The sequence below is a fragment of the Amycolatopsis sp. NPDC026612 genome (assembly GCF_040638285.1).
In the GTDB taxonomy this organism is placed as follows: domain Bacteria; phylum Actinomycetota; class Actinomycetes; order Mycobacteriales; family Pseudonocardiaceae; genus Amycolatopsis.
On record NZ_JBEZYB010000003.1, the window covers coordinates 130750 to 156050 of the forward strand.

Annotated in this window: 27 protein-coding genes; 11 read left to right on the forward strand and 16 right to left on the reverse strand. The window is 71.5% G+C overall.

Translation table 11 applies throughout. The annotated features are described in order from the left end of the window. Positions 1-65 precede the first annotated feature (65 nt). From AB0F15_RS04525 to AB0F15_RS04545, 5 genes are read right to left on the reverse strand one after another with little or no spacing between them, the layout of a single operon-like run. Positions 66-626, reverse strand: a complete 561-nt coding sequence (locus AB0F15_RS04525) for a TetR/AcrR family transcriptional regulator (RefSeq protein WP_360265584.1) — start codon at positions 624-626, stop codon at positions 66-68. A 52-nt stretch (positions 627-678) separates the two neighbouring features. Next, a complete protein-coding gene (gene pucL / locus AB0F15_RS04530; protein WP_360265078.1) occupies positions 679-1560 on the reverse strand; it encodes a factor-independent urate hydroxylase in 882 nt (293 codons plus the stop codon). A 2-nt stretch (positions 1561-1562) separates the two neighbouring features. Continuing rightward, entirely contained in the window at positions 1563-1880 is a 318-nt protein-coding gene (gene uraH, locus AB0F15_RS04535; RefSeq protein ID WP_360265081.1) for a hydroxyisourate hydrolase, read from the reverse strand. After that, the gene (gene uraD / locus AB0F15_RS04540; RefSeq protein WP_360265084.1) at positions 1877-2335 is read right to left on the reverse strand and encodes a 2-oxo-4-hydroxy-4-carboxy-5-ureidoimidazoline decarboxylase; all 459 of its coding nucleotides are present in this window, start codon (positions 2333-2335) and stop codon (positions 1877-1879) included. The genes uraH and uraD overlap by 4 nt, the downstream gene beginning before the upstream one ends. A 55-nt stretch (positions 2336-2390) precedes the next feature. Then, positions 2391-2867: a helix-turn-helix domain-containing protein gene (locus AB0F15_RS04545; protein ID WP_360265087.1), complete on the reverse strand. Its 477-nt coding sequence runs from the start codon at positions 2865-2867 to the stop codon at positions 2391-2393. Between the two features lie 129 nt (positions 2868-2996). Between AB0F15_RS04545 and allB the strand changes: the two genes are divergently transcribed. Both allB and alc read left to right on the forward strand, forming a co-directional pair. After that, positions 2997-4325, forward strand: coding sequence for an allantoinase AllB (gene allB, locus AB0F15_RS04550; RefSeq protein WP_360265090.1), 1329 nt, complete (start codon positions 2997-2999; stop codon positions 4323-4325). A gap of 1 nt (position 4326) precedes the next feature. Next, entirely contained in the window at positions 4327-5340 is a 1014-nt protein-coding gene (gene alc / locus AB0F15_RS04555; protein WP_360265093.1) for an allantoicase, read from the forward strand. On the opposite strand, the gene AB0F15_RS04560 is transcribed toward alc, so the two are convergent. The 3 genes from AB0F15_RS04560 to AB0F15_RS04570 form a co-directional block, all read right to left on the reverse strand. Next, positions 5337-5510 carry a hypothetical protein gene (locus tag AB0F15_RS04560; protein WP_360265096.1) on the reverse strand — a complete coding sequence of 58 codons (174 nt, stop codon included), beginning with the start codon at positions 5508-5510 and terminating at the stop codon, positions 5337-5339. The two genes, alc and AB0F15_RS04560, sit on opposite strands and share 4 nt — an antisense overlap. Positions 5511-5765: 255 nt before the next feature. Beyond that, entirely contained in the window at positions 5766-6251 is a 486-nt protein-coding gene (locus AB0F15_RS04565) for a CoA-binding protein (protein WP_360265098.1), read from the reverse strand. Then, entirely contained in the window at positions 6248-7534 is a 1287-nt protein-coding gene (locus AB0F15_RS04570; RefSeq protein ID WP_360265101.1) for an O-acetylhomoserine aminocarboxypropyltransferase/cysteine synthase family protein, read from the reverse strand. Before AB0F15_RS04570 ends, AB0F15_RS04565 begins: the two co-directional genes overlap by 4 nt. 75 nt (positions 7535-7609) lie before the next feature. Between AB0F15_RS04570 and AB0F15_RS04575 the strand changes: the two genes are divergently transcribed. Further along, positions 7610-8047: a VOC family protein gene (locus tag AB0F15_RS04575; protein ID WP_360265104.1), complete on the forward strand. Its 438-nt coding sequence runs from the start codon at positions 7610-7612 to the stop codon at positions 8045-8047. Between the two features lie 3 nt (positions 8048-8050). Here the strand turns inward: AB0F15_RS04575 and AB0F15_RS04580 are convergent, their stop codons facing one another. Continuing rightward, a complete protein-coding gene (locus tag AB0F15_RS04580; protein WP_360265107.1) occupies positions 8051-8902 on the reverse strand; it encodes an SDR family NAD(P)-dependent oxidoreductase in 852 nt (283 codons plus the stop codon). A gap of 70 nt (positions 8903-8972) precedes the next feature. Here AB0F15_RS04580 and AB0F15_RS04585 point away from each other — a divergent pair, with 70 nt between their 5' ends. Beyond that, positions 8973-9899 carry a LysR family transcriptional regulator gene (locus AB0F15_RS04585; RefSeq protein ID WP_360265110.1) on the forward strand — a complete coding sequence of 309 codons (927 nt, stop codon included), beginning with the start codon at positions 8973-8975 and terminating at the stop codon, positions 9897-9899. 83 nt (positions 9900-9982) lie between these two features. Beyond that, a complete protein-coding gene (locus AB0F15_RS04590; RefSeq protein WP_360265113.1) occupies positions 9983-10837 on the forward strand; it encodes a sigma-70 family RNA polymerase sigma factor in 855 nt (284 codons plus the stop codon). Here the strand turns inward: AB0F15_RS04590 and AB0F15_RS04595 are convergent. Further along, positions 10834-11460, reverse strand: a complete 627-nt coding sequence (locus AB0F15_RS04595; RefSeq protein WP_360265116.1) for a (2Fe-2S)-binding protein — start codon at positions 11458-11460, stop codon at positions 10834-10836. The two genes, AB0F15_RS04590 and AB0F15_RS04595, sit on opposite strands and share 4 nt — an antisense overlap. Positions 11461-11479: 19 nt before the next feature. Then, entirely contained in the window at positions 11480-12328 is an 849-nt protein-coding gene (locus AB0F15_RS04600) for a putative RNA methyltransferase (protein WP_360265118.1), read from the reverse strand. A gap of 173 nt (positions 12329-12501) precedes the next feature. Here AB0F15_RS04600 and AB0F15_RS04605 point away from each other — a divergent pair, with 173 nt between their 5' ends. The 4 genes from AB0F15_RS04605 (at position 12502) to AB0F15_RS04620 (ending at position 18330) form a co-directional block, all read left to right on the forward strand. Next, on the forward strand, positions 12502-13890 hold the full coding sequence (locus tag AB0F15_RS04605; protein ID WP_360265121.1) for an ammonium transporter: 1389 nt from the start codon (positions 12502-12504) through the stop codon (positions 13888-13890). Then, a complete protein-coding gene (locus AB0F15_RS04610; protein WP_091306756.1) occupies positions 13887-14225 on the forward strand; it encodes a P-II family nitrogen regulator in 339 nt (112 codons plus the stop codon). Before AB0F15_RS04605 ends, AB0F15_RS04610 begins: the two co-directional genes overlap by 4 nt. Before the next feature lie 10 nt (positions 14226-14235). Beyond that, entirely contained in the window at positions 14236-16545 is a 2310-nt protein-coding gene (locus AB0F15_RS04615; RefSeq protein WP_360265124.1) for a [protein-PII] uridylyltransferase, read from the forward strand. A 90-nt stretch (positions 16546-16635) separates the two neighbouring features. Beyond that, a complete protein-coding gene (locus AB0F15_RS04620; RefSeq protein ID WP_360265127.1) occupies positions 16636-18330 on the forward strand; it encodes a DUF262 domain-containing protein in 1695 nt (564 codons plus the stop codon). Here the strand turns inward: AB0F15_RS04620 and AB0F15_RS04625 are convergent. The 3 genes from AB0F15_RS04625 to AB0F15_RS04635 form a co-directional block, all read right to left on the reverse strand. Continuing rightward, a complete protein-coding gene (locus AB0F15_RS04625; RefSeq protein WP_360265129.1) occupies positions 18327-19631 on the reverse strand; it encodes a GGDEF domain-containing protein in 1305 nt (434 codons plus the stop codon). The genes AB0F15_RS04620 and AB0F15_RS04625 overlap by 4 nt on opposite strands. Before the next feature lie 195 nt (positions 19632-19826). Further along, a complete protein-coding gene (locus AB0F15_RS04630) occupies positions 19827-20588 on the reverse strand; it encodes a glucose 1-dehydrogenase (protein ID WP_360265132.1) in 762 nt (253 codons plus the stop codon). A 32-nt stretch (positions 20589-20620) separates the two neighbouring features. Further along, on the reverse strand, positions 20621-21208 hold the full coding sequence (locus AB0F15_RS04635; RefSeq protein ID WP_360265135.1) for a TetR/AcrR family transcriptional regulator: 588 nt from the start codon (positions 21206-21208) through the stop codon (positions 20621-20623). Positions 21209-21329: 121 nt separating this feature from the next. Between AB0F15_RS04635 and AB0F15_RS04640 the strand changes: the two genes are divergently transcribed. Next, positions 21330-21692, forward strand: coding sequence for a hypothetical protein (locus tag AB0F15_RS04640; RefSeq protein WP_360265138.1), 363 nt, complete (start codon positions 21330-21332; stop codon positions 21690-21692). Between the two features lie 53 nt (positions 21693-21745). Next, complete coding sequence (locus AB0F15_RS04645; protein ID WP_360265141.1) at positions 21746-22627, forward strand: Ku protein; 882 nt, start codon at positions 21746-21748, stop codon at positions 22625-22627. A gap of 377 nt (positions 22628-23004) precedes the next feature. Here AB0F15_RS04645 and AB0F15_RS04650 read toward each other — a convergent pair whose 3' ends face one another. Together AB0F15_RS04650 and AB0F15_RS04655 are read right to left on the reverse strand one after the other, a co-directional pair. Then, positions 23005-23478, reverse strand: a complete 474-nt coding sequence (locus AB0F15_RS04650) for a MarR family transcriptional regulator (RefSeq protein WP_360265144.1) — start codon at positions 23476-23478, stop codon at positions 23005-23007. Positions 23479-23487: 9 nt separating this feature from the next. Beyond that, positions 23488-25275: an ABC transporter ATP-binding protein gene (locus tag AB0F15_RS04655; RefSeq protein WP_360265147.1), complete on the reverse strand. Its 1788-nt coding sequence runs from the start codon at positions 25273-25275 to the stop codon at positions 23488-23490. Positions 25276-25301: the final 26 nt, after the last annotated feature.

The following is a 25301-nucleotide window of genomic DNA, read 5'->3' on the forward strand; positions in this document are numbered from 1 at the left end:
AGCAGCATCCTGTCGGGTGCTGGGCGGGTCAAGCGCCATGGTGGTGATTTGTGTTCGACTACCGACTAAAGTTGTGTGTTCTCTTGGAGAAGTCGCCGGGCCACGTCGACGGTCGCGGCTCCCGCGACGGCCATGGCTTCGGTGTCGCGCAGCGAGCGGCAGAGGACGAACGCGCCTTCGAGGTTGTTGACGGCGGTGATCGTCAGCGTCCGGGCGGCCGGGTGGCCGAGCCCGAACCGGGCGAACTTCTCGGTGCCGGCGTCGATCCAGGCGGTGAAGACGTCGGCCGTGGCCTTCCGGAGCGGCTCGTTCGTGGCGGCGACCTCGAGGGCGACGGTCGCGATCGGGCAGCCCTCGACGTAATCGGTGGCTTCGAGGGTCGCGACCCCGGCGGCGAAGAAGGCCTCGATGCCGCTCACGAGGTCTTCGGCCGGTGCGATGAAGAGGTCGAACAGCGCGATGTAGGCGAGTCCCGAGGTGCGGATGACTTCTTCGCCGAGCTGCTCCTTGCCGCCGGGGAAGAAGTGGTAGAGCGAGCCGAAGGGCGCGTTGGCCTCGCTGACGATCTGCTTCAGGCCGGTCCCGGCGTAGCCGTTGCGCCGGAAGAGCTCGGCGCCGGCGGCCATGATGCGTTCCTTGGTCCCTGCCACCCCTCGATGATAGAGCGTTCTATCAAATTCAGTGGAGGTCCCAGGCCGGACCCGCGTCCTCGGCGTCGTCGCGCAGGATGGTGCCCTCGATCAGCCCGTACGGCCGGTCCGCGGCGTAGAACACCTCGTTGTCGTTCTTCAGCCCGAACGGGCTCAGGTCCACCAGGAAGTGGTGCTTGTTCGGCAGCGACAGCCGGACCTCCGCGACCTCTTCGCGGGCCTTCAGCACGGCCTCGCCCATCGCGTACAGCGTCTGCTGCAACGAAAGACTGTGCTTCGTGGCGAACGTCTCCAGCATGATCCGCCGGATCTCGCGGTGGCTCTCCGCCCAGTCGGCGTCCTCGCCCTGGTAGCGCCACTTCGCCGTGACGGCGGTGGCGAGGATCCGGTCGCCGGTTTCGGCCAGCGTCGTGTACTGGTCGCGCGGGAAGCCGTGGAACTCCGAACCGGTCGACTTGAGCAGCGTGAGGCCGTCGATGCCGGACACGACCCACGCGCGGCCGTCCTGAACCGTGACGGCGGTGGTGCGCCGCTCGTCCCCGCTGCGGCTGAACGCGTGTTCGTGCGGTTCGCCGCCGACCGGGATCCGGTCCCAGCCGTGCTCGTCGATCTTGACCCGCGCGCCGGTGATGTTGTCCTGCGTGCCGGTGAAGTGCCGGGCCAGGCGCAGGCCGAAGTCCTCGATCTCGCCGACCGGTGCCTCTTTCGCGAAGGCGTACACGGTGTTCTTCTGCGTGTCGGTCGCGAGCACCCCGGCGTTGTCGCCGGTCAGGTGCGTGGCAGCCAGCTCGCCGCGCAGCGACGTCGACACGGTGAGGTCCTTCAGGTGGTGCACCGGGCCGTCGCGGCGCACCGTCACCAAGCGGACTTCCGCCTTGCCGTACTGGTTGGGGCCCAGGGTGATGGCCACGGTCAGCTCCCTCGGTAGGTCGAATAGGCGAACGGGCTGAGCAGGAGCGGCACGTGGTGGTGCGCGGTGCCGTCGGTGATCCGGAAGGTCAGGGCGACCTCCGGGAAGAAGGCGTCCGGGCCCAGGTGGGCGCCGGTGTCGAAGACCAGGCGGTAGACGCCCGGCTCCAGGGTTTCGGGGCCGAGGTCGCGGACGCGGCCGTCGTCGTCGGTGCGGCCCTCGGCGATCGGCTTGCCGTCGGCGGTCTCGAACCGGACGGCGATCCCCGGTGCGGGGCGGCCCTTCGCCGTGTCGAGGACGTGGGTCGTCACGAGGCTCACGCGGTCACCGCCTTGGCCAGCCGCAGTTCGGCGATCTTGAGCAGCTCGCGGCCGGCGACGGCCAGCTCGGTCGCGGGGTCGTTGCCGAGCCGCTCGCGCAGGATCTTCAGCAGTTCTTCTCCGCTGCGGCCGCTGGCGCAGACCAGGTACACGTGGCCGAACCTGGCTTCGTACTCGGCGTTCGCGGCGGCGAACGCGTCCGCATTGTCCACACCGGACTGTTCCGACCGCGCCCAGCCCGCCGCGGGCTTTTCACCGATCCGCGGGTGCGCGGCCATCGCCTGCCGGATTTCGTCGCTGCTCAGCGGCAGGTCGGCGGCGGCTTTGAGGGCGTCGAGATCGGCGTACGGGCGCCCGGCGACCACGGCGTCGACCCAGCGCGGGACGGCGAGGCAGGCCGTCAGCAGCGGACGTACTACGCCGGCGTCGGTGGTGTTGAACTCGGTGAGCAGCACGAGCTGACCGTACGTCGGTGCCGGAGTTCCGTCAACATTTTGTTGAAAGCGCTGGTCAGTCGGCTTCCCGGTTGAGGTAGTTGTAGACGGTGAACCGCGTGACCCCGAGCGCGTCGGCCACCGACGAGACGGATTTCCGCAGGCCGAAGGCGCCGCGTTCGCGCAGCAGCCGCACGGCGCGCTGCTTGCCCGCGCGGTCGAGTTCGCCCAGCTTGGCGCCCAGTTCGCGCTCGACGTCGGCGATGAGCCGGGCCAGCGCGTCGTTCAGTTCGACGACGGGTGCGCTCCCGTGGTCGTCGGCGCGGCGCAGCTGCAGCGTGACCCGGGTGGCGCCGCCCTCCAGAGCCGCCTTCGCAATCGCCGGAAGGGCTTCGAGCAACTCGTTCGCCTCGCCGCGGGCGAGGGTGCCGAGCGGGCCGAAATCGGTGTCCAGCCCGGCTTCCGCGGCGGCGTCGCGGGCGGCGACGGCGTGTTCGGGGGGCGCCCCCTCGCCGTGGAACGGTTCGCTGGTGAACTCCGCTTCAAGGCGCACGAGAATGACCGTAACGCGTCACGTCCGTCGTTGACGAGCGGCGCGCGCCGTGGTTACTGTCGTTGTGCGAAACCGCCTTTCCGTACTGTGAAATCGGCGGTGCTCATTCTCCCGGCGAAGGGTTCTCGGATGGATCTTGTGGTGCGCGCCGCCCGGGCCGTGACGCCCGAGGGCGAGGTCCCGGCGACCGTCGGCGTCGAGAGCGGGCGGATCGTCGCGCTCGAACCCGGCGGCGCCCGGCTGCGCGGGGATCGCGTCCTCGACCTCGGCGACGACGTCGTGCTGCTGCCGGGACTGGTCGACACGCACGTCCACGTCAACGATCCCGGCCGCGCGGAGTGGGAGGGCTTCGAAACGGCGACCCGCGCGGCCGCGGCGGGCGGGGTGACCACGATCGTGGACATGCCGCTGAACAGCCTGCCGCCGACGGTCGACGTCGCGGCCCTCGAGGTGAAGCGCCAGGCCGCGGCCGGCCGGGTCCACGTCGACGTCGGCTTCTGGGGTGGCGCGATTCCCGGCAACGCCGCCGATCTGCGGGGCCTGCACGACGCCGGGGTGTTCGGGTTCAAGTGCTTCCTGCTGCACTCCGGCGTCGACGAGTTTCCGCCCCTGGACCCGGCCGGGCTCGACGAAGCGTTGCGGGAGCTGAGTTCCTTCGACGCGCTCATGATCGTCCACGCCGAAGACGCCCACGAGATCGACGAGGCACCCGAGCCGCACGGCGGTCGCTATGTCGACTTTCTCCATTCGCGGCCGCGGCAGGCGGAGAACCTCGCCGTTGCGCACGTGATCGAGGCCGCTCGCCGCCACTCGGCGCGGGCGCACATCCTGCACCTGTCCTCTTCGGACGCTCTGCCGCTGATCGCTTCGGCGCGTCGCGACGGCGTGGCCCTGACGGCGGAAACCTGCCCGCACTACCTCAGTTTCGTCGCCGAGGAAATCCGCGACGGCGCGACGCAGTTCAAGTGCTGCCCGCCGATCCGGGAAGCGGCCAACCGGGAGCTGCTCTGGCAGGGGCTCGCCGACGGCGTCATCGACACGATCGTCAGCGACCATTCGCCGTGCACGCCGGAGCTGAAGCGCTTCGACAGCGGCGACTTCGGCGAAGCGTGGGGCGGGATTTCCAGCCTGCAGCTGGGGCTGCCGGCGATCTGGACGCAGGCGCGGCAGCGCGGGTTCGCGCTCACCGACGTCGCCGGATGGATGGCCGAGCGCCCGGCCGCGCAGGCCGGGATGCGCCGCAAGGGCCGGCTGGCGGTCGGTCACGACGCCGACTTCTGCGTGTTCGCGCCGGACGAGGCGTTCGTCGTCGACGTCGCGAAACTGAAGCACCGCAACCCGGTCAGCGCGTACGACCGGCGCCCGCTCGCCGGCGTCGTGCGCTCGACGTGGCTGCAGGGCACCGAAATCACCGGCGACGAGCCGCGGGGCGCGTTGCTGACCCGGGGGAACTGCTGAAATGGAGGCCGCCTTGTCCGACCGTCCGGAGTGGACAGAACTGCCCGACCTCGCGTCCCGCCGCTTCGGCGGCACGGTGATGTGGGCGACCGACGAGCTGTTCGCCGAGAAGGAGAACCTGGTCAACCCCTGGGCGCCGGCGCACCGCGCGGAGACGTTCGGGCCGAAGGGCCAGGTCTACGACGGCTGGGAGACCCGCCGCCACCGCGAACCGGGCGACGACCAGGCGATCGTGCGGCTCGGCCTGGCCGGCACGATCACCGGCGTCGTCGTCGACACGGCGTTCTTCAAGGGCAACTACCCGCCGTTCGTCTCGGTCGAGGCGACGTCGCTCCCGGGCTACCCGTCGGCTGCGGAGGTGGCAGCGGCCGACTGGGACCCGCTGGTCGACTGTGCCCCGGCGGCCGGGCACACGGAGAACTTTTACGCGGTCAACGGTTCGCGGCGGTACACGCACGTCCGGTTGACGCAGCACCCGGACGGCGGCGTGGCGCGCCTGCGCGTGTACGGCGCCCCGATCCCGGACCCCGCGCTGCTCGACCTGGACGCCCTCGACCTGGCGGCGCTGGAGAACGGCGCGATCGTGACGGGGTGCAGCAACCGGTTCTATTCGTCGCCGAACAACATCCTGTCGCCCGGGCTGGCGGCGCACCAGGCGGAGGGCTGGGAGACGGCCCGCCGCCGCGACGACGGCAACGACTGGGTGACGCTCCGCCTGGCGGGCGCGGGCATCGTCCGGTTCGTGGAGCTGGACACGAGCAACCTCAAGGGCAACGCGCCGGGCTGGGCGTCGGTGAGCGGCCGCGACACGTACGGCGAGTGGGTTTCGTTGCTGCCGAAGACCCGCCTCCAGCCGGACACGCGCCACCGCTTCGCGCTACCGGACGCCCCGGAGGTGACGGAGGCGCGCCTCGACATCTACCCGGACGGCGGACTGGCGCGGCTGAGGCTGTTCGGCCGGCTCACGGAAGCGGGCCGGGCGAACCTCGAGGCGCGGTTCGCGAAGACGCGCTAGCTCGCATCCGGCCGGTTGAGGTAGGCCGAGGCCAGCGACAGGACGCAAGCGCACCCGACGATCGCGCTCACCCACCAGGGCAGGCCGGCCACGATGCTCCAGACGAAGCCCGCCGCCGCCAGGAGGGCGACGAGGATGTTCCGGAACTGCAGCGGGGTCGGTTTGGCCATGCCGCCAGCCTCTCACGGCGCTGTGCCGGACCTGCGCTCTCCCCTGGGTCGTGAGTGGTAAGGAGGGTTAGAACCCTCCTTACCACTCACGACCGGACCCCAGGCCTCCGCGTGCTCCCCGGGGCGGGCCGAAGGTCGGGTCGGTGAGCAGCCGGCCGCCGCCGAGGTGCCGGAGGCCGTCGGGCCGCCGGAGAACGTGATCCCCCAAGTCATACTTCGCCAACAGCGGGAACGGCCGTTCTCTTCCCGTGACGCTTAGGGCGCCGACTGCCGCCGGGAGCTGATCACGCCGGTGTTGAACCCGGCCAGGTGCAGGCCGCCGGCGAAGCGGGCGTGCTCGATCTTCACGCACCGGTTCATCACGACGTCCAGCCCCGCCTCGCGGGCCCGGTCGGCCACCGGCTCGTGCCACAGCCCGAGCTGCAGCCACAGCGTCCGCGCGCCGGCGGCGATCACCTCGTCGGCGACCTGGGGCAGGTCGTCGTGCTTGCGGAACACGCTGACCAGGTCCGGTTCGCCCGGGACGTCCTCGAGCGAGGCGTACACCGGCCTCCCGAAGAGCGTGTCCAGGCGCGGGTTGACGAAGTTCACCTGGTAGCGCGTCGACGAAAGCAGGTACGTCGCGACGAAGTAGCTGGGCCGCGCCGGGTTGGCCGACGCGCCGACCAGCGTCACCGACTTCGTCCGCTTCAGGATCGCGCGCCGCTCGACGGCGCCGACGTGGTGGACGCTGTGGGTCATCCGGCCACCGCCTTGGCCAGTGCCTGGTCGAGGTCCCAGAGGATGTCGTCGACGTCCTCGAGCCCGACCGAGAGCCGGATCAGGTCCGGCCCGACGCCGGCGGCCGCGAGCTGCTCTTCCGACAGCTGCGCGTGCGTGGTCGACGCCGGGTGGATGACGAGCGTCCGCGCGTCCCCGACGTTCGCCAGGTGCGACAGCAGTTCCACCGATTCGACGAACTTCTCGCCGGCCGCCCGGCCGCCGTCGATGCCGAAGGAGAACACCGCACCCGGGCCGGCGGGGAGGTACTTCCGCGCCAGGGCGTGCTGCGGGTGCGACGGCAGCCCGGCGTAGGACACCCAGGCCACGCGCGGGTCCGCTTCGAGGTACTCGGCGACCACCTTGGTGTTGGCGACGTGCGAGTCCATCCGCTGGGGCAGCGTCTCGACCCCTTGCAGCAGCAGGAAGGCCGAGTGCGGCGACAGGACCGCGCCGATGTCCCGCAGCTGCTCGGCACGCAGCCGGGTGCAGAACGCGTACTCGCCGAAGTTCTCCCAGTACCTGAGGCCGCCGTAGCTGTCGACGGGCTCGGTCATCCGCGGGAACTTCCCGTTGCCCCAGTCGAACTTCCCGGATTCGACGACGATCCCGCCGAGCGTCGTCCCGTGACCGCCGAGGAACTTCGTCGCCGAGTGCAGCACGATGTCCGCGCCGTGCTCGATCGGGCGGCACAGGTACGGCGTCGCGAGCGTCGCGTCGACGACCAGCGGGATGTCGTGGGCGTGCGCGAGGTCCGCGAGCGCGGCGAGGTCGGCGATGCCGCCGCCGGGGTTGCCGATCACCTCGGTGTAGAGCAGCCGGGTCCGGTCGGTGATGGCGGCGGCGTAGTCGTCGATGCACCCGCTGACGAAGCTCGTCTCGACGCCGAAGCGCCGGAGCGTGCCGGTGAGCTGGGTGACGGTGCCGCCGTAGAGGCCGCTCGCCGACACGATGTGGTCGCCCGCTTCGGTGAGCGCGCTGAAGGTGAGGAACTCCGCGGCCTGCCCGCTGGCGGTGGCGACGCCGCCGATGGCCCCTTCGAGGCTGGCGATCCGCTCCTCGAACGCGGCGACGGTCGGATTCCCGATCCGGCTGTAGACGTTCCCGTACTTCTGCAGCGCGAACAGGTTCGCGGCGTCGGCGGCGTCCTCGAAGACGAAGCTCGTGGTCTGGTAGATCGGCACGGCCCGCGCCCCGGTCGCCGGGTCGGGTGTGCCGCCCGCGTGCAGGGCGCGGGTGCGGAAGCCCCAGCTGCGTTCACTCATCGGGGCTCACGGTAGCCGCATCATCCCCCGGATGACACGCCATCCCGGGGCGTGGGCGCGGTTACGCTCCAGTCCGTGACGGTGCGCTGGAGCGTGACGATCGACTGCGCGGAACCCCGCGTGCTGGCGAGGTTCTGGGCGGTGGCCCTCGGCTACATCGAGCGCCCGCCCCCGGCGGGGTTCGCGAGCTGGGAAACGTGGTTCGCCGAGCACGGCGTGCCCGAGGCGGAATGGGACGACGGCGCGTACCTGACCGATCCGGAAGGCGTGCTGCCGGGATTGAGCTTCCTCAAGGTGCCCGAAGGCAAGATCGCGAAGAACCGCCTCCACCTGGACGTCCAGGCCGGTGGCGGCCGCGAGGTGCCGTGGGAGACGCGCTGGGAGCGGGTCGTCGAGGCGGTCGCCCGGCTCACCGCCGCGGGCGCGACGGTCCTGCGCCAGGACGAGCTGGACGGCCGTCCGGACCACCTCGTGATGGCCGATCCGGAGGGCAACGAGTTCTGCGTGCTCTGACGGTCAGCCGATCAGACCCGCGTGACGAGCCGGGCTGCCACCCCGCCACGGCAGCACCTGTCCGAACCGGACCAGCTCGCCGTAGGTCGCCGGGTCGACGTCGGCGAACACCAGGTCCAGTACCGCCCGCGCCGCCTCGTCCGGCGTCTGCGCCTGGCTGAAGTCGCTGAACCACGGCCGTGACGCCCGGGTGTCCACCAGTCCCGGGCAGACCGCCGCCACCAAAGTCCCGTCGGCGAGGTCGCGGTCTCGGCGTTCGGCCGCCACCGCGCGGACCGCCGCGACCTGGGCGACCTTCGACGGCACGTTGATCCAGTCCGGCCAGCCCGGCTCGGCGGCCGTGCCGCCGTGGATCGCCGCGCGCCAGTCTTCGACCGCTTTCTCCACTTCGTCCAGGGAGACGCCGTCGAACCGCGGGCGCAGCGGCTCGGGCAGGTGGCCGAGGGTGCCCAGCGAGCTGGCCACGACCAGCAGCCGCCCGCCCGGCCGCAGGGCCGGCCCGAACGACCGCAGCACCGCGTGGGTGCCGCCGTTCGCGACGTCGAGGAAGACGTCGGCCTGCTCGGCCTGCGGACGGCCGGGATCGAGCGGGCCGACGGCGTTCGAGAGCACGATGTCGACCGGCTCGGCGAAGCGGGCGACAGCGGCGGCGTCGGAGACGTCGAGGACGCGGCCCTCGACCCGGCTGCGCGTCGCCGGATCCGCGGCGACGGCGGAGGCAGCCGAGGCCACCCGACCGGCGTCGCGGCCGGTGAGCAGGACGAGGTCTTCCGGAGCGAGCCGGGCGGCGAGCCCGCGGGCGAGGGCGAAGCCGAGGCCCTGGTTGGCTCCGGTCACCAGGGCGATGCGTGTCATACCCGCACGCTAAGCCCGCCGACACCATGCGAAAAGCGAGAATTTGGCAACCATGGTATGCGTAAACGTCATGGACTTCGGTGACGTTTCCCTGGTCGCCCTGCGCGTGTTCCGCGAGGTCGCCGAGCGCGGCACGCTCACCGCGGCCGCGGCGGCACTGGGCTACACGCAGTCCGCGGTGTCGCGGCAGATCGCGTCCCTCGAACGGGTGGCCCGGACACCCGTGCTGGAGCGACGGCCCGGTGGCGTCCGCCTCACCGCCGCCGGGACCATCGTGCTGCGGCGGGCCATCGCGGTGCTCGACGAGATCGACGCGGCCGGGCGCGAGCTGGCCGGGCTGCCCGCCGACGCCGGGACGGTGCGGCTGGGCTGGTTCCCCAGCGCGGGTGCGGTGCTGGTGCCGCGCGCCGTCGCCGAACTGCGGCGTACGCACCCCGCGGTCACCGTCGTCACCCGGGAGGGCACGACCCCCGTCCTCGTCCGGGCGCTGCGCGCGGGCACGGTCGACCTGGCCGTGCTCGGCTCGGTCCCGCCGTTCCGGCCGCCGGACGCCGAGACACCGGCATTGCGCCTGGAGACGCTCGCCGAGCGCAGCCTCTGCCTCGCGGTACCGGCGGGCCACCCGCTGGCCGGCGCCGGCCCGGTCGACGTCGCGGACCTGCGCGGGCAGCGCTGGATCGCCGGGCCGCCGTCGGGGGAGGAGACGCTGATGGGAGTGTGGCCGGGGCTGGACGAGCGGCCCGAGATCGCCCACACCGCCCGCGACTGGCTGGCCAAGCTGAACCTGGTCGCCGCCGGCTGCGGGCTGACGACGTTGCCCGCTTCGCTGGCCGAGGCCGTGCCGCCCGGGGTCCGGGTGGTGACGGTGCGCGGCGGCCCGTCGGAGCGGCGGCGCGTGGTCCTCGCGCGGCGGCCGGGAGCGGTGCCGGAACCGGCGGCGCTGCTGGCCGCGGCCCTGCGCCGGGCGGCCGCCGCCGTGCCGGATCCGCCGGGATGACCGAGGTCACTCCCGGTCCGGTCACATCGCCGGCCGCCGCGGGGTCTACTGCTACGACCGGCGAGCGGAAGGAACGGGACACGGTGGACGCGCTGACGGAGCGGTTCGAGCGGGAGCGGCCGCGGCTGCGGGCGGTCGCCTACCGGATGCTGGGTTCGGCGGCCGAGGCCGACGACGCCGTCCAGGAGGCGTGGCTGCGGTTGCACCGCACCGACGCCGGCGAGATCGAGAACCTCCCCGCCTGGCTGACGACCGTGGTCGCCCGCGTCTGCCTGTCCCTGCTGCGCACCCGCCGCAACCACCGCGAGGAGCCCTTGGACGGGCAGCCGGAGCCGGACGACGACCGCCGCGACCCGGGGCAGGAGGCGGAGCTGGCCGACTCGGTCGGGCTGGCGCTGCTGGTGGTCCTCGACGCGCTGGGGCCGGCCGAGCGGGTGGCGTTCGTGCTGCACGACATGTTCGCGGTGCCGTTCGACGAGATCGCGCCGGTGATCGGCAAGACCCCGGCCGCCACCCGGCAGCTCGCGAGCCGCGCCCGCCGCCGGGTCAAGGGCGGGACTACGCCGGACGCGGACCTGCCCCGGCGGCGCAAGGTCGTCGAAGCGTTCCTGGCGGCCTCCCGCGGTGGCGACTTCGAAGCCCTGCTCGCGCTGCTCGACCCGGACGTGGTGCTGCACGCCGACCGGTTCGCGGGTCCCACCCCGGCGCCGATCGTGCTGCGCGGGGTCGAGAGCGTGCGCCGGGGCGCGGTGCTGGCGTCCGAACGGGCCCGCGCGAGCGAACTCGCCCTGGTCGACGGCGTGCCCGGCCTGCTCATGGTGCGCGACGGGCGCCTGGTCGTCGTCCTGGCGTTCCGCGTCGAGGGCGACCGCATCACGGGCATCGACGTCATCGCGGACCCGGACCGGCTGGCCGCGTTGGAGCTGGCGGTGCTCTAACCCAGGGCAGCGCGAAGGCGGGCTTCGCGCTCTTCGGGCGTCTGACGCGGGCAGCTCACGCACTTGGGGTTGCCGGCTTCGTAGATCAGGCAGCACGAAGCCCGGCGTACGGCGGGGGTGCGGCCGACGCGGACGAACCGCGGCTTCGGCAGGCCCAGGTCGATCGCGGCCACCAGCGGCTCGGCGAGGGTCATCGCGCGCTCCGGATCCGGCGTCCACAGCAGCCGGTTGGCGATGGAGTCGGTGGCGATCGCCCCGAGTGCGCGCCCGCGGGCCCCGCTGACGGCGGCGATGGTCGTGATCGCGGTGCCGAGGGCGCCGGTGAGTGCGGCGCCCAGCTCGGGCAGCCCGCCGTCGAGGGAACGGGTGGACCGGGCGCCGAGGAACCGCCCGTCCGCGACGAGGTCGAGTTCGACGGCGTCCAGGGAGGGGTCCACCGGAGTCCCGGCCACCAGGCCCTCGACCGCCGGCCCGACCAGCACCGACGACAGCGAGTACCACCAGATCGTGCCGAGCACCTCCGGCCGCGCGCAGCCGTACAGCTTCGCCGCGCCGCCGATGCGGGCCCGCACCCACTCGGCGTCCGCGAGCCGGGTCGCGGACGCGGTCCAGTCGGGCTTCACCCGCCCCAGCCTTCCAGACTCAGCGCCGCCGGTAGGTGGAGACCGTGAACGACACCGTGACGAGCTGCGGCTCGTGCAGCGCGTCGAGGCGCTCCCGGCGGCCCCCGCGGTCCAGGTGGAACGCGGCGGGGCCCATCTCGACCGCCTGGCGCACCTGCCGCGGCGTCAGCTCCACCTCGCGCCGGATCTCCGTGCGGTCCGCGCGCGTGAAGTACGCGCCGAGGGTGGTGTCCAGGCGCTCGTCCTTGCGGTCGTCGACGGCCAGGACCAGGTCGCCCAGCTCGCGGAGGTGGTCCGGGGCCGGGGCCGCGACGACCAGCAGGCCGCCGGGCCGCAGCACGCGCTGGAACTCCGGCCCGTTGCGCGGCGCGAAGACGTTCAGCACGACCGACGCCACCTCGTCGCCCACCGGCCACGGCTCCCACAGGTTCCACACCGCCGCGCCCAGCCGCGGGTGCGCCCGGGCCGCGCGGCGCAGGGCGACCGCCGAGACGTCCAGCGCGAGGCCGAACGCCCCCGACGCCTCCAGGACCCGCGCCAGGTAGTACCCCGTGCCCGCGCCGGCGTCGATCACGAGCCCGCCGGCCTCCGCGCACACGCGGGCCAGCTCGTCCGCCAGCGGCTCGTAGGCGCCCGAAGCGAGGAAGTCCGCACGCGCCGCGACCATCGGCGCGGTGTCCGCCGTCCCGGCCGGGATTCGCGCGTGCAACAGGTTCACGTAACCCTGGCGCGCTAGATCGAATGAGTGGCGGTTCTCGCAACTCAGTGTGCGTCCCGTTACCCCGATCGGGTCACCGCACACCGAACATCGCAGTGCTGCGACGACCCGGGGTGGCAGTGGGTCATTCCCGTGGTCGGCCGGTGTCATGGGGGTATTCGACCACGACGTTTCACAACCGGACACCCGAGGAGGGGTACTGGGAAACCTGGCCGTAACAACCGGGCGCGGACAGTTCACGCGGGCGAAACCTCGCGAGCCGCCTCGTGAAACACCGCGCGCCAAAACTGCCATCGCACCAACCCAGGGCACGGGAGGACGATGTGCTGAACGCAGGAGACACCGCATGGGTACTGGCCAGCGCCGCGCTGGTCATGCTCATGACCCCAGGACTGGCGTTCTTCTATGGCGGCATGGTCCGCGCGAAGAGCGTCCTCAACATGCTGATGATGAACTTCATCGCGCTGGCCGTCGTGGGGGTGCTGTGGGCCCTGTACGGCTTCTCGATGTCCTTCGGCGACGACGCCTTCGGAGGTTTCCTCGGTAACTTCCACTTCGCCGGCCTCGAGAACACCTTCGGGAAGCTCGCCGGCTTCGCGGTCGCCGCGACCGACACGACGCCGGCCGTCGCCTGGCCCGGCTCGGACGGGCTGCCCGTCCTCGCCTTCGTGATGTTCCAGCTGATGTTCGCGATCATCACGCCCGCGCTGATCTCCGGCGCCATCGCCGACCGCGCGAAGTTCTGGGGCTGGACGCTGTTCGTCGTCATCTGGGTGACGGTCGTGTACTTCCCGGTCGCGCACTGGGTGTTCTCGTTCAACGGCTTCATCGGCGAGAACGCCGTCGGCGGCTGGATCGCCAACAACCTCAAGGCACTCGACTTCGCCGGTGGCACCGCGGTCCACATCAACGCCGGTGCCGCGGGCCTGGCGCTGGCGATCGTGCTCGGCAAGCGCAAGGGCTGGCCGAAGGACACCGGCCGCCCGCACAACGTGCCGTTCGTGCTCCTCGGCGCTTCGCTGCTGTGGTTCGGCTGGTACGGCTTCAACGCGGGTTCGGCGCTGGCCGCCAACGACCTCGCCGCCGTCGCGTTCACCAACACCACCGTCGCCACCGCCGCCGCCGTGCTCGGCTGGCTGATCGTGGAGCAGCTCAAGTTCGGCAAGCCGACCACCCTCGGCGCGGCTTCCGGTGCGGTCGCCGGCCTGGTCGCCATCACCCCGGCGTGTGGTTTCGTGAGCCCGCTCGGGGCCATCGCGATCGGCCTCATCGCCGGCGTGCTCTGTGCGCTCGCCATCTCGCTCAAGTTCAAGTTCGGCTTCGACGACTCGCTCGACGTCGTCGGCGTCCACCTGGTCGGCGGCATCGTCGGCACCCTGCTGATCGGCTTCTTCGGCACCACCAGCGTCAACGCGCTCGGTGCGGACGGCCTCTTCTACGGCGGTGGGTTCACCCAGCTGGGTCGCCAGGCCGCGGCCGCCGGTGCGGTGCTCGCGTACTCCTTCGTGCTTTCCTTCATCATCGGCTTCGCCATCAAGAAGGCCGGCGGCTTCCGCGTCAGCACCGAGGACGAGATCACCGGCATCGACGAGGCCCAGCACGCGGAGAGCGCGTACGACTTCACCGGGTCCAGCGGCGGCATCGGCCAGCCGACGACCTTCCCGGTCAAGTCCGCCACCGGCAACGCGAAACTGGAGGAGAGCAAGGCATGAAGCTCATCACGGCGATTGTGAAGCCGTTCACGCTCGACGACGTCCGCTCCGCGCTGGAGCAGCTGGGCGTGCTGGGTATGACGGTCAGCGAGGTCCAGGGATATGGCCGGCAGAAGGGCCACACCGAGGTCTACCGCGGTGCCGAGTACTCGGTCGACTTCGTGGCCAAGCTGAAGGTCGAGGTCGTCACCGACGACACCAACGTGGAGAAGGTCCTGGAGGCCATCACCACGGCCGCGCACACCGGCAAGATCGGTGACGGCAAGCTGTGGGTGACGCCCGTGGAGACCGTCATCCGGGTACGGACCGGCGAGCGCGGCACGGACGCTCTATAAGGCGTCTGGGATGGCCGACGGGGGCGAACTGGTCAAGGCCACCGAGCGTTTGCTCGAGGGCAGGCACGGGAGGCTGGGGGCGTCCGCACTGCGGGCGGCCCTGGTCGACCTCTACGAGTTCTGGCTGGGCAGGGGAGCCTCGGCGGCCGGCGTCGACACCGCGGAACCGGGTGTCGCGCTGGTCGCCGTGGGCGGGCTCGGCCGACGGGAGCTGGTGCCGTTCTCCGATCTGGACCTGCTGCTGGTGCACAACGGCAACAGCGGCGTCGGGGAGATCGCGGACGCGCTCTGGTATCCGTTGTGGGACGCCAAAATCGGGCTGGACCACTCGGTCCGCACGCCCGGCGAGGCGCTGAAGGTCGCTTCGGAGGACCTTCGGGTGGCGATGGGCCTGCTCGACGCCCGGCACCTCGCCGGGGACGCCGAGCTGGCCGGCCGCCTGGTTTCCGCGGCGCGGGACCAGTGGCGCCGCACCGCGCGCAAGCAGATCCCGGACATGACGGCGTCGGTCCGGCAGCGCTGGGCCCGCAGCGGCGAGATCGCGCAGTCCGCCGAACCGGACCTCAAGCACGGCCGGGGCGGGCTGCGGGACTTCGCCGTCCTGGAAGCGCTCGCCGCGGCGCAGCTCACCGCGCGGCCGGGGGAGGAGCTCCTGGAAGCGAAGGGGCTCCTGCTCGACGTGCGCACCGAGCTGCGGCGGGAGATCCGCCGCGAACGGGACGTCCTGTCCGCGCCGGAGGCCGAGCTGGTCGCCGCCGAGCTCGGCTTCGGCGACCGGTTCACCTTGGCCCGCAAGCTTTCCGGCGCGGGCCGCACGATCGCGTACGCACTGGACGTCGCGCTCCGGTCCACTGTGGATCCACCGAAGACGCGCTTCGGACGGCGGCCGGCCCGGACCCCGCTGGCCGAAAACGTGGTGCTGCACGGCAACGAGGTCGCGCTGGCCCGCGACGCCGTCCCGGCGAAGGACCCGGCGCTGCTGCTGCGGGTCGCCGCCGCGTCGGCGCGCACCGGCAAGCCGATCGCGCTCGGCACGCTCAAGGCGCTGGCCGAGTCGGCACCCGAGCTGCGGGCGCCGTGGCCTGCGGAGGCGCTGAACGCGCTGGTGGAACTGCTGGGCGCGGGCGAAGGCCTGGTCGACGCGGTCGAGTCGCTCGACCGGACCGGCCTCTGGTCCCGGTTGTTCCCGGAGTGGGGCGCGGTCCGCGACCTGCCGCCGCGCTCGCCGGTGCACCAGTGGACGGTCGACCGGCACCTGATCCGCACCTGCGTCGAGGCGGCCAAGCTGACGACCACGGTGTCGCGCCCGGACCTGCTGCTGATCGGCGCGCTGCTGCACGACATCGGCAAGGGCCGCGACGCGGACCATTCGGAGCTGGGCGCCAAGATCTCCGCCCAGGTCGCGACCCGGCTGGGGCTCGGCCCGGCGGACGCGGCGACGGTGTCGGCGATGGTCCGCCACCACCTGCTGCTGCCGCACACGGCGACGCGGCGCGACATCAGCGAACCGGCCACGGTGACGCGGGTGGTGAAGACCCTGGACGGCGACCTCGTCCTGGTCGAGCTGCTGCACGCGCTCACCCAGGCCGATTCGCTGGCCACCGGCCCCGGCGTCTGGACGGACTGGAAGGCGCGGCTGCTGGCCGAGCTCGTGTCCGGTTGCGAGGAAGTGCTGCGGGGCAAGGGGTTCACCGCACCGGAACCGATGGACGCCGAACAGCGCGAGCTCGTCGCCCAGGCTGTGGCGTCGGGGACCGGGGAGATCCGGATCAGCTCCCACGGCAAGGTGGTGACCGTGCTGCTGGCGGTGCCGGCCCGCGCGGAACTGCTGGCCCCGGCGGCGGGCGTGCTGGCGCTGAACTCCCTGGAGGTGCACTCGGCGGTCCTGCGCGGCCACGACGGCGGCCGCGCGGGGGTGTTCACGGCCTCCCCGAAGTTCGGTTCACTGCCGGACGCGACGCTGCTGCGCGAGCAGTTCGCCCGCGCGGTGGCGGGAACGCTGCCGCTGACGCAGCGCCTGGCGGCGAAGGAACGCGACTACGCCGCCCCGGCCCCGGTCGCCCCGAAGGTGGTCTGGTTCGACGACGAGACGACCGGCCCCGACACGGTGGTCCTCGAGCTGCGCGCGACCGACCGGATCGGCCTGCTGTTCCGGGTGGCGGGCGCATTGCGCCGCTGCGACGCGGAGGTCCGCTGGGCCAAGGCATCGACCCTCGGCGGCGCGGTGGTGGACTCGTTCGCGGTGACACCCCGCAGCGGCCGCATCGAGCCGGGCTGGCGCCGAGAGGTGGAGCAGGCCGTCCTGACGGCGGCCTCCTGACCGCACTGTTCGAAGCTGCGGGCGCTCCGCAGCTTCGAACAATGCGGTAACTCCTGTAACAAGCGGTCCGCCGGCTCCGAGTTCATTCACGTGGCCGGGACCAAGATCCAAGCAGCTGAGCACACCGTCGGAGAGATCTTCGACGACCCCTACCAATTCACCATTCCCCGCTACCAGCGTCCCTACGCTTGGACGACGGAGCAGGCCGGGGAGATGTTCGACGACCTCCTGGCCGCTTCTCAGGCGAAGGACTCGCTGGCCGAGTCCGATCCGTATTTCCTGGGCAGCATCGTCCTCGTCAAGGCGGAGAAGCAGCCGCCTGCCGACGTGGTCGACGGGCAGCAACGCCTGACGACCTTGACGGTGCTCCTCAGCGTCCTCCGCGAATACGTCTCGCCGGAATTCGCTGCTTCGCTCGACAAGCGCATCTTCCAGAAAGGTGACCCGATCAAGGGCACCGCCGACCAACCCCGTCTCCGCCTGCGAGATCAGGACCAGGGATTCTTCGAGAAGTACATCCAGCAGCGATCGGGCAACCACCTGGTGCCGGCTCTGCGGAACGTGAGTCCCGACAGCCGACTCCGGCTGGTCGAGAACGCGCTCCTGCTCAAGTCCCGGTTGAGCGCCTTGGAGATCGCGGAACGCGAGCGGCTGGTCTCCTTCATCGACGGGTACACCTACCTCGTCGTCGTGGCGACGGTCGACTTCGAATCCGCCTACCGCATCTTCTCGGTTCTCAACGAGCGCGGCCTGGATCTCACGCACACCGACATCCTGAAGTCGGAGATCATCGGGGCGATCCCCGACGCGGATCAAGACGCGTACACGAACAAGTGGGTACAGGAGGAGAGTGACCTCGGGCGCGACGGCTTCGCCGACCTCTTTTCCCACATCCGGATGGTGTACGCGAAGACCAAGGCGCGCGAGTCGATCCTGAAGGAGTTCCGCGCGTCCGTGCTGCAGAAGGTGCCGGACGGCAAGGAGTTCATCGACGACGTGCTCGTCCCCTTCTCCGACGCCTTCGAAGTGGTCACCCGGGCGAGTTACACCGGGGGACAGGACGCCGAGGCGATCAACCGGCTGCTGGGCTGGCTGAACCAGCTCGGCAACACGGACTGGATCCCGCCGGCCATCAGCTGCTTCAGCCGGCCGACCGCCGATTCGGCGTCGCTGCTCCGCTTCCTGACCGACCTCGAACGGCTCGCCGGCAGCATGCTCGTCCGCCGCGTGGACATCACCCGCCGGGTCGAGCGCTACGGTCGCGTTCTCGACTGGATGGAGAACGGTCGCGACCTCTGGTCGGCCGAGTCGCCGCTCCAGCTGTCCGCCGCCGAACAGACCGAAACCCTCGCCAGGCTGGACGCCGAGATCTACACCGTTCTGCGGGTTCGCCTCTACGTCTTGCAGCGCCTGGATTCTGCCCTGTCGGACGGCGGGGCGAGCTACGACCACTACCCGTTGATCAGCGTGGAACACGTCCTGCCGCAGAATCCGGCGCACGGCAGTGAGTGGACCACGGCCTTCACCGCGCAGGAGCGGGCGTACTGGGTGCACCGCCTCGCCAACCTGGTCCTTCTCTCCAGGAGGAAGAACTCCGCGGCGGGCAACCTCGAGTTCGCGGCGAAGAAGACCAAGTACTTCGAGAAGACGAGCTGGGCGCCGTTCGTGCTCACGTCCCAGGTGCTGGCGAGCGACGCGTGGACCCCGGCCGTGCTCGAGGAGCGTCAGGAGATCCTGCTGAAGGTGCTCGGTGACCTCTGGCGGCTGGAGGCGGCGGCCTCCTAAGCCGTCGCCGTGCCGTCGGCCACCTGGTTGCGGCCCGCGTCCTTGGCGCGGTACAGGGCGCGGTCCGCGGCCTGCAGCAGGCGGTCGACGGCCGTTCCGCCGTCGGGGTAGGTCGCCACGCCGATCGAAGCCGAGAGGCTGCCGATGACGCGGGCGTGGTTGTCGTCGGCGTATTCCACCTTCAGCACTTCGATCGCCGACCGGATGCGCTCGGCCACCGCCAGCACCGCCGCCGGGCCGATGTCCGGGAGCAGGACCACGAATTCCTCGCCGCCGAACCGGCCGACCGAGTCGTAGTCGCGGACCGCGCTCTTGATCGTCGCCGCCACCGCGCGCAGCACCTGGTCGCCCGCCAGGTGGCCGTGCTCGTCGTTGATCAGCTTGAAGTGGTCCAGGTCGATCATCAGCACGCCGAACGTGCTCCGCGTGGTGCGCTGCGCCCGCGCCAGTTCGCGCGAAGCGAGCAAGTGCCATCCGGTCGTGTTGAACACGCCCGTTTTCTCGTCGGTCGTAGCGGCGATCTCGAGCTGCTTGACCAGCACCGCCCGGTGCAGGACCAGCAGCGGCGGCACGATCGCGACGGCCAGCGCGGGCAGCGTCGCCAGCGTCAGCGCCGTCAGCATGCCCAGGCACAGCGTCGCGACTTCGAGGAGGTTGTCGCCGACGCTGCCGAAAAGCGCTTTCACCGAGCGCGTCGTGATCGTCAGCGCCGGGATGATCGTGAACGCCGCCACGGCGAAGTACGTCACCGCGGCGAGCGCGACGGCCGTGATGCCGTGCCAGCCCGACGTCAGCGCGGCGGACATGTCGCCGACGCCGGTGGCGGCGAGCACGGAGGCCGCCGAATAGCAGGTGAGCACGACCAAGGTCGCGTTCAGGATCGTGCGGAAGGGCGGGACCTGACGCAGCCGGTACCAGCTCCGGGTGGCCAGGTGCGCGTAGAGGACGGCGACGAGCACGGCGACGAGCGCCGGGGGCAGCAGCAACACCCCGGCGAACGTCCACACCGACGTCATGTTGATGTACGGCGGCCCGTGCACGCGCCGCCGCATCCGCTCGACCTTGCGACCCAGTTCCGCCTGCACGACACCCAGCGCGACCAGCAAGCCGAGGAACAACAGGTGGCGGCGCGCCGGTGGGCTCGCGATCGAGGTCGCCACGGTGGCGGCGGCCGCGACGCTTTCGACGAAGAAGCAGTAGGCGATCAGGGAGCGGCGCTGGCGCCAAAGCGCCCACGCGCGCAGCCTGAACGGAGCAGGCTGCAGCCGGCGGGTTTGGCCGGCCGCGGAACCGTTGCCCATACTCACCGCACTGCGCCCCCACGTGGCTGCCCGGACGGATCCCGAAGGTCGACCAGAAGAATAGTCGACATCCGGGCCTCCGGTCAGCCGAACGGCGCCGGATGAGAAAGGGGGACGCCATGCGCAACCGCGATTCCTGAAAACAGGGCCGATCGGCCGTCCATCCCCCCGGAAACCGGATCGGGTGGGAGCCGCTCAGGCGGTCGCGCCGCCGTCGACCACCAGGTCGTGCCCCACGGTGAACGCGGCTTCGTCCGAAGCCAGCCACAGCACCGCGGCGGCCACTTCGGCGGTGGCGCCCACCCGGCCCAGGGGGATCGCGTTCTTCAGCCGCGCGGCGCGGCCGGCGTCCGTCTCGCCGGGGCGCCGGGACATGTCCGTGTCGGTCGCACCCGGGCTGACGGCGTTGATGCGGACGCCGTCGGCGATGTGGTCGCGCGCCGCCGTCCTGGTCAGCGCGCTCACCGCGGCCTTCGACGCAGCGTAGGCCCCCATGTTCGGCAGCCTGCCGTGCGCGCCGATGTTCGACGCCATGTTGACGATCGCGCCGCCGCCGTGCGCCCGCATGTGCGAGACCTCGTGCTTCAGGCACAGCCACGTCCCGGTGACGTTCGTGCCGATCACCGCGGCGAAGTCGTCCTCGCCGAGATCCGCGGCCGGTGCCGGCGACCCGAGGACGCCCGCGTTGTTGAACGCGACGTCGAGCCCGCCGTGCCGCGCGACGACCGTCTCCACCATCCGGGCCACGTCCACGGAGTCGGTCACGTCGACGGTCACCGCGCTCGCGTCGCCGCCGATCTCCCGCACCGCCGCCGCGAGCCGCTGCTCGTCGCGCCCGGCGACGACCACCGTCGCGCCTTCGGCGGCGAACGCCCGTGCCGTCGCCCGTCCGATGCCCGAGCCGCCGCCCGTCACGAGGACGGCCTTGCCCGTGAATCGGGCCCCCCTTGTGTGCATCGTGGGCATCGTGCGCCTTCTTTCTAGTCCGATCATTCTTGAATGAGGAGACGCATGGCCTGTGAGACGGCCGCGTGCACCCGGCTCGCCGCGTCCGTGCCCTTGCCGAGGACGCGCAATCCCTGAAGCACGGTGAGCAGGAATCGCGCCAGTGTCGCCGGGTCGCTTCCGCCGGGGAGTTCGTCCTGGGCCCTGGCGCGTTCCAGCGCCATGGTGAGGGCGACCTCGAGGATGTCCCAGCTGCGTTCGACCAGCCGGGCGACTTCGGGGTCGCGGGGGAGCAGCTCGATCGCCGCGTTGACGACGAAGCAGCCCATTCTCGTTTCGTCGCCGAGGATTTCCGCTGCGTAGCCGTCGAAGAGCCGGCGCACCGCGGCCACGCCGGAGCCCGGTTCCGACAGCTGGGTCACGACCTGTGCGTCGGTTCGTTCCGCGTAGCGCTTCAACGCGGTGACGTAGAGGTCGTGCTTCGTGCCGAAGGTGGCGTACAGGCTGGCCTTGGCGACGCCGAGGTGGGTGACGAGCTCGCTGACCGACGTCGCCTCGTAGCCCTGGCGCCGGAAGAGCGTGAGCGCGCTGTCGCAGGCTTCGCCGACGTCGAACTCCTTGACGCGGGACATGATCGAAACCCTAGCCGTATCGAGAACGATCGGTCAAATATGCGGGCGGCGGTGTGTCGCGTCCGGTGACGGCGCGTGCGGTGGCACTATGGCTGCTCTGACCGGCCCGAGGGGATGAGCGATGCAAGATCGGCTGATGCTGCCGCCGACCGTCGTCGCCACCCACCTGCGCTCCTGCGCCGAGGAACTCGCCGCCGGCCTGCGCTGCGGCGGCCCGGGTGCCACGACGGCCGAGCTCACCGACGTCGTCGCCCAGCTGGTCGCCGGCCAGGAAGCCATCTCCCACGCGCTCGCCGGCCTCGCCGCGCGCGTCGAAGGCGGTTCGGACGCCCTCGCCGCGGCCCCGCCGCTGGACGTCGAGGTGGTCACCGAGGTGCTCCGCGCGGCCGCCATCGCCTCCCGTTGTTCGGCCGAAGCGCTCGACGAGGTCACGCCCTCGTTCGAATGTGTGAGCGAATCCGTCTCGCCTGACACCCGTTTGTAGCTGTCGATCCGCCTGGGCCGCTGGCTAGCCTGGGAGCTGCGGAGGTGGCACGGATGCGCGCAGTTTGGACGGGCACGATCGGGTTCGGGAGTTACGCCATTCCGGTGAAGGCGTACAGCGCCACCGAGGAGCGGGAGATCCCGCTGCACCAGGTGCACGAGCCCGACGGCGGCCGCGTCCGGGTCAAGCGCGTGTGCGAGATCGACGGCGCCGAGGTGCCGCCCGAGGAGATGATCCGCGGTTACCCCGTTCCGGGTGGCGACGTCGTCCTGCTGTCCGACCACGAGCTGGCGTCGCTGCCGATGCCGGGCCGCACGATCGCCATCCGCGGGTTCGCACCGCCGGCCGACGTCGACCCGATCTGGTTCGCGAAGAGCTACTACCTCGAACCCGAACCGGCGGGCACGAAGCCGTACGTGCTGTTCAGCGAGGCGCTGCAGCAGTCCGGCCGGCTCGCGCTGGTTTCGGTGGCGCTGCGCCGCCGCGAGACGCTCGGCGCGCTGCGCGTGCGCGACCAGGTGATCCTGCTCGAAACGATGCGGTGGCCGGACGAGGTGCGCACCCCCGACTTCCCGTTCCAGCACGCCGACGTCGACATCCGGCCCGGCGAGCTGCGGCGCGCGGTGCACCTGATCGAGGAGCTGACCGGCGAATTCGACCCCGGTCGCTACCCCGACCGTTACCGCGAAGCCTTCCAAGCGTTGGTCCAGGCGAAGCTCGACGGCGCCGAGGTCGTCCAGCCGACGGCCGCCGAACAGGCCGAGGGCGTCACCCGGCTGCTGGCGGCACTGCAGGAGAGCGCCGCCGAAGCGGAAGACGCGCGCAACGCCGCCGTCGCGAAGGCCAAAGCGGCCGCGTCGAGGGCCGCGAAGGCGCGTACAACGGCGAAGCGGGCCGCAACACGCGGCCGCGGACGCACGAAGACGTCCGGCTGAGTATTACTACCCACGGGTAATTGAGGGTTCTCACACTGAACCCGCCGGTCGCGGCGCGGCAGACTTCCTTCTGCCAGCGGATACCGGATCGCTGGTGAGGGGGGAAGTCCGGACGGCCCCTGGGGAGGTGAGCCGTCCTGGCGCCAGGGTTCCGGGGCGGGCCGGAGGAGGAGCGGCCCGTTCCCGGAACCCGTCCCGCACCGCGGGGAGGCGGCGCGGGCAAGGGGGTGTCCGAAGGCTGCCGTGGGGGGATCGAGGGGTCTCCACGGCAGCTTTCCTGATCCGGCCAAAAGCAGGCCGGCCTTCGAGCGGTACGTGCCGTTGCCACGAAAGTCATCCGGCCGTGACTGTGGTCGGATCAGGAAAGAACGGCACAGTCAGGCCTCCGCCACCCGGATCAGCAGGTCGGCGGCCAGCCTGAGCAGCTGACGCTCGGTCGGCGACAGCGTCGACTCGATCGCGTCGGCCAGCCACCGTTCCCGCTGGCTGCTGTACTCGCGCAGCACGGCCAGGCCCTCCGGGGTGATGCTGACCCGGGAGCGGCGCCCGTCGTCGGGATCCGGCGTCCGCGTGATCAGCCCGCGGAGGATGAGCGACGCCAGGATCCGGGTCAGCGACTGCGGCTGCAGCCGTTCCGCCTCGGCCAGCTCGGTCGGCGTCTGCGTGCCTGCCCGGTAGAGCCGGCTCAGCACCGCGAGCACCGCCGGGCCCGGGCTGCTCCCGTCCACCTCGGCACGCATCCGCCAGTTCAGCCGCCCGACGCCTTCGCGCACCCGCCGGGACAGCTCGGCGAGCTCGGCGCCGGTCCGGGCGGCGGTGTCGTCGAGGGTCCGGGCCGGTTCGGGGTGCATGGCCCCACATTAGGTGGTTCCGCGCACCAGCCGGGCATAACGCCCGTCGCGTGTCAGCAGCTCTTCGTGCGTCCCGCGTTCCACGATCCGGCCCTCGTCCAGCACCACGATCTGGTCGGCGTGCTCCACTGTGGACAGCCGGTGCGCGATCGTCAGCGTCGTGCGGCCCGCGGCGAGCCGGTCGAGCTCGGCCTGCACCGAGCGCTCCGTGCGGGTGTCGAGCGCGCTGGTCGCCTCGTCGAGGATGAGCACCGGCGGGTTGCGCAGCAGGATCCGCGCGATCGCCATCCGCTGCTTCTCGCCCCCGGAAAACCGGTAGCCGCGCTGGCCGACGACCGTGTCGTAGCCCTCGGGCAAGCCGGCCAGGGTGTCGTGGATGTGCGCGGCCTTCGCCGCCTGCTCGATCTCCTCGTCGGTCGCGTCCGGCCGGGCGAAGCGCAGGTTCTCCCGCACGGTGTCGTGGAAGAGGTAGGTCTCCTGCGACACCATCCCGACCCCGGCGGCCAGCGAGGCCAGCGTGACGTCCCGGACGTCGACGCCGTCGATCTTCACCGTCCCTTCGCTCACCTCGTACAGCCGCGCCACCAGGTACGCGAGCGTCGTCTTGCCCGAGCCGGTCGAGCCGACCAGCGCCGTCGTGGTCCCGGCCGGGACGTCGAGGTCGATGTCCTTCAGCGTCAGCGGGCCGGCTGTGTCCGATTCGTCGTAGCGGAAGGAGACGCCGCGCATCGAGACGTCACCGCGGCGCACGGCCAGCTCGCCCGCCCCCGGCTTGTCCGCGATCTCCACCGGCAGGTCCAGCACCTCGAAGATGCGGCCGAACAGCGCTTTCGACGTCGCCACGTTCTGGCCGATCGTCTGCATCGCGCTCGCCGGGGCGACCAGCCGGTTGAGCATGCTGGTGAACGCCACGACGGTGCCGAGCGAGATCGGCGACGCGCCGCCCGCCAGCGCCAGCCCGGCGATCCAGTAGACCAGCGCCGGGATCACCGTCAGGCTCATCGCCCGCGACGCCGTCTGCCAGCGGCCGGCCAGCGCGGCGGCCCGTTCCAGCGCCGCGATTTCCCGCGACTCCGCCCCGAAGCGCTCCCGCATCGCCCGTTCGTTGCCCATCGTCTTGGCGAGCAGGACCCCGGTGACCGACAGGGACTCCTCGACCATGGTCGTCAGCCGGGCCATCCGCCGCGTGCGGCCGCGGGCCAGGTTCCGCCGCTTCTTGCCCAGCCGCAGCGTGAACAGCAGGAACAGCGGCACGACGACCAGGGACAGCGCCGCGAGCTGCCAGTCGAGCGCGACCAGGGCCACCGTGATGGCGATCGTCGTGGTCGCGTTCTGCACCATCGACCCGGCGGTCGTGGTGATCACGTTGTCGACCCCGCCGATGTCGTTGAACACCCGCGAGAGCACTTCGCCGCTCTTCGTCCGCGTGAAGAAGCCGAGCGACATCCGCTGCAGGTGGCCGTACACCGAGACGCGCAGCTCGTTCATGACCCGTTGCCCGATGGTGTTGGACAGCCCGGTGGTGGCGACGCCGAGGGAGCCGCTGCCGACCGCGCAGACGATCATCCCGGCCGCCAGCAGGCTGATCAGCAGCGTGTCCCGGTGCGGCAGGGCGTCGTCGAGGATCTCCCGCAGGAGGAACGGCGAGACGACGCCGAGGCCGGCCTGCACGACGATCAGCGCGAACAGCGCGCCGAGCGGCCCCCGGTGGGGGCGGAACAGCCCGGCGATCCGCCGCAGCGGCACGGGTTCGTCGGCGTCGGTGGCCGGTTCGCGGAGGACGGGCACGGATGTCATACACGTATGTTTACCAAAAACGGGCG

Excerpts from the sequence above, each read along its gene's own strand:
- AB0F15_RS04525 (WP_360265584.1), bottom strand. The coding sequence starts at position 626 with ATGGCCGCCGGCGCCGAGCTCTTCCGGCGCAACGGCTACGCCGGGACC.
- allB (WP_360265090.1), top strand. The coding sequence starts at position 2,997 with ATGGATCTTGTGGTGCGCGCCGCCCGGGCCGTGACGCCCGAGGGCGAG.
- alc (WP_360265093.1), top strand. The coding sequence starts at position 4,327 with ATGGAGGCCGCCTTGTCCGACCGTCCGGAGTGGACAGAACTGCCCGAC.
- AB0F15_RS04560 (WP_360265096.1), bottom strand. The coding sequence starts at position 5,510 with ATGGCCAAACCGACCCCGCTGCAGTTCCGGAACATCCTCGTCGCCCTC.
- AB0F15_RS04565 (WP_360265098.1), bottom strand. The coding sequence starts at position 6,251 with ATGACCCACAGCGTCCACCACGTCGGCGCCGTCGAGCGGCGCGCGATC.
- AB0F15_RS04570 (WP_360265101.1), bottom strand. The coding sequence starts at position 7,534 with ATGAGTGAACGCAGCTGGGGCTTCCGCACCCGCGCCCTGCACGCGGGC.
- AB0F15_RS04580 (WP_360265107.1), bottom strand. The coding sequence starts at position 8,902 with ATGACACGCATCGCCCTGGTGACCGGAGCCAACCAGGGCCTCGGCTTC.
- AB0F15_RS04585 (WP_360265110.1), top strand. The coding sequence starts at position 8,973 with ATGGACTTCGGTGACGTTTCCCTGGTCGCCCTGCGCGTGTTCCGCGAG.
- AB0F15_RS04600 (WP_360265118.1), bottom strand. The coding sequence starts at position 12,328 with ATGACACCGGCCGACCACGGGAATGACCCACTGCCACCCCGGGTCGTC.
- AB0F15_RS04610 (WP_091306756.1), top strand. The coding sequence starts at position 13,887 with ATGAAGCTCATCACGGCGATTGTGAAGCCGTTCACGCTCGACGACGTC.
- AB0F15_RS04615 (WP_360265124.1), top strand. The coding sequence starts at position 14,236 with ATGGCCGACGGGGGCGAACTGGTCAAGGCCACCGAGCGTTTGCTCGAG.
- AB0F15_RS04625 (WP_360265129.1), bottom strand. The coding sequence starts at position 19,631 with ATGGGCAACGGTTCCGCGGCCGGCCAAACCCGCCGGCTGCAGCCTGCT.
- AB0F15_RS04630 (WP_360265132.1), bottom strand. The coding sequence starts at position 20,588 with ATGCACACAAGGGGGGCCCGATTCACGGGCAAGGCCGTCCTCGTGACG.
- AB0F15_RS04635 (WP_360265135.1), bottom strand. The coding sequence starts at position 21,208 with ATGTCCCGCGTCAAGGAGTTCGACGTCGGCGAAGCCTGCGACAGCGCG.
- AB0F15_RS04640 (WP_360265138.1), top strand. The coding sequence starts at position 21,330 with ATGCAAGATCGGCTGATGCTGCCGCCGACCGTCGTCGCCACCCACCTG.
- AB0F15_RS04645 (WP_360265141.1), top strand. The coding sequence starts at position 21,746 with ATGCGCGCAGTTTGGACGGGCACGATCGGGTTCGGGAGTTACGCCATT.
- AB0F15_RS04650 (WP_360265144.1), bottom strand. The coding sequence starts at position 23,478 with ATGCACCCCGAACCGGCCCGGACCCTCGACGACACCGCCGCCCGGACC.
- AB0F15_RS04655 (WP_360265147.1), bottom strand. The coding sequence starts at position 25,275 with ATGACATCCGTGCCCGTCCTCCGCGAACCGGCCACCGACGCCGACGAA.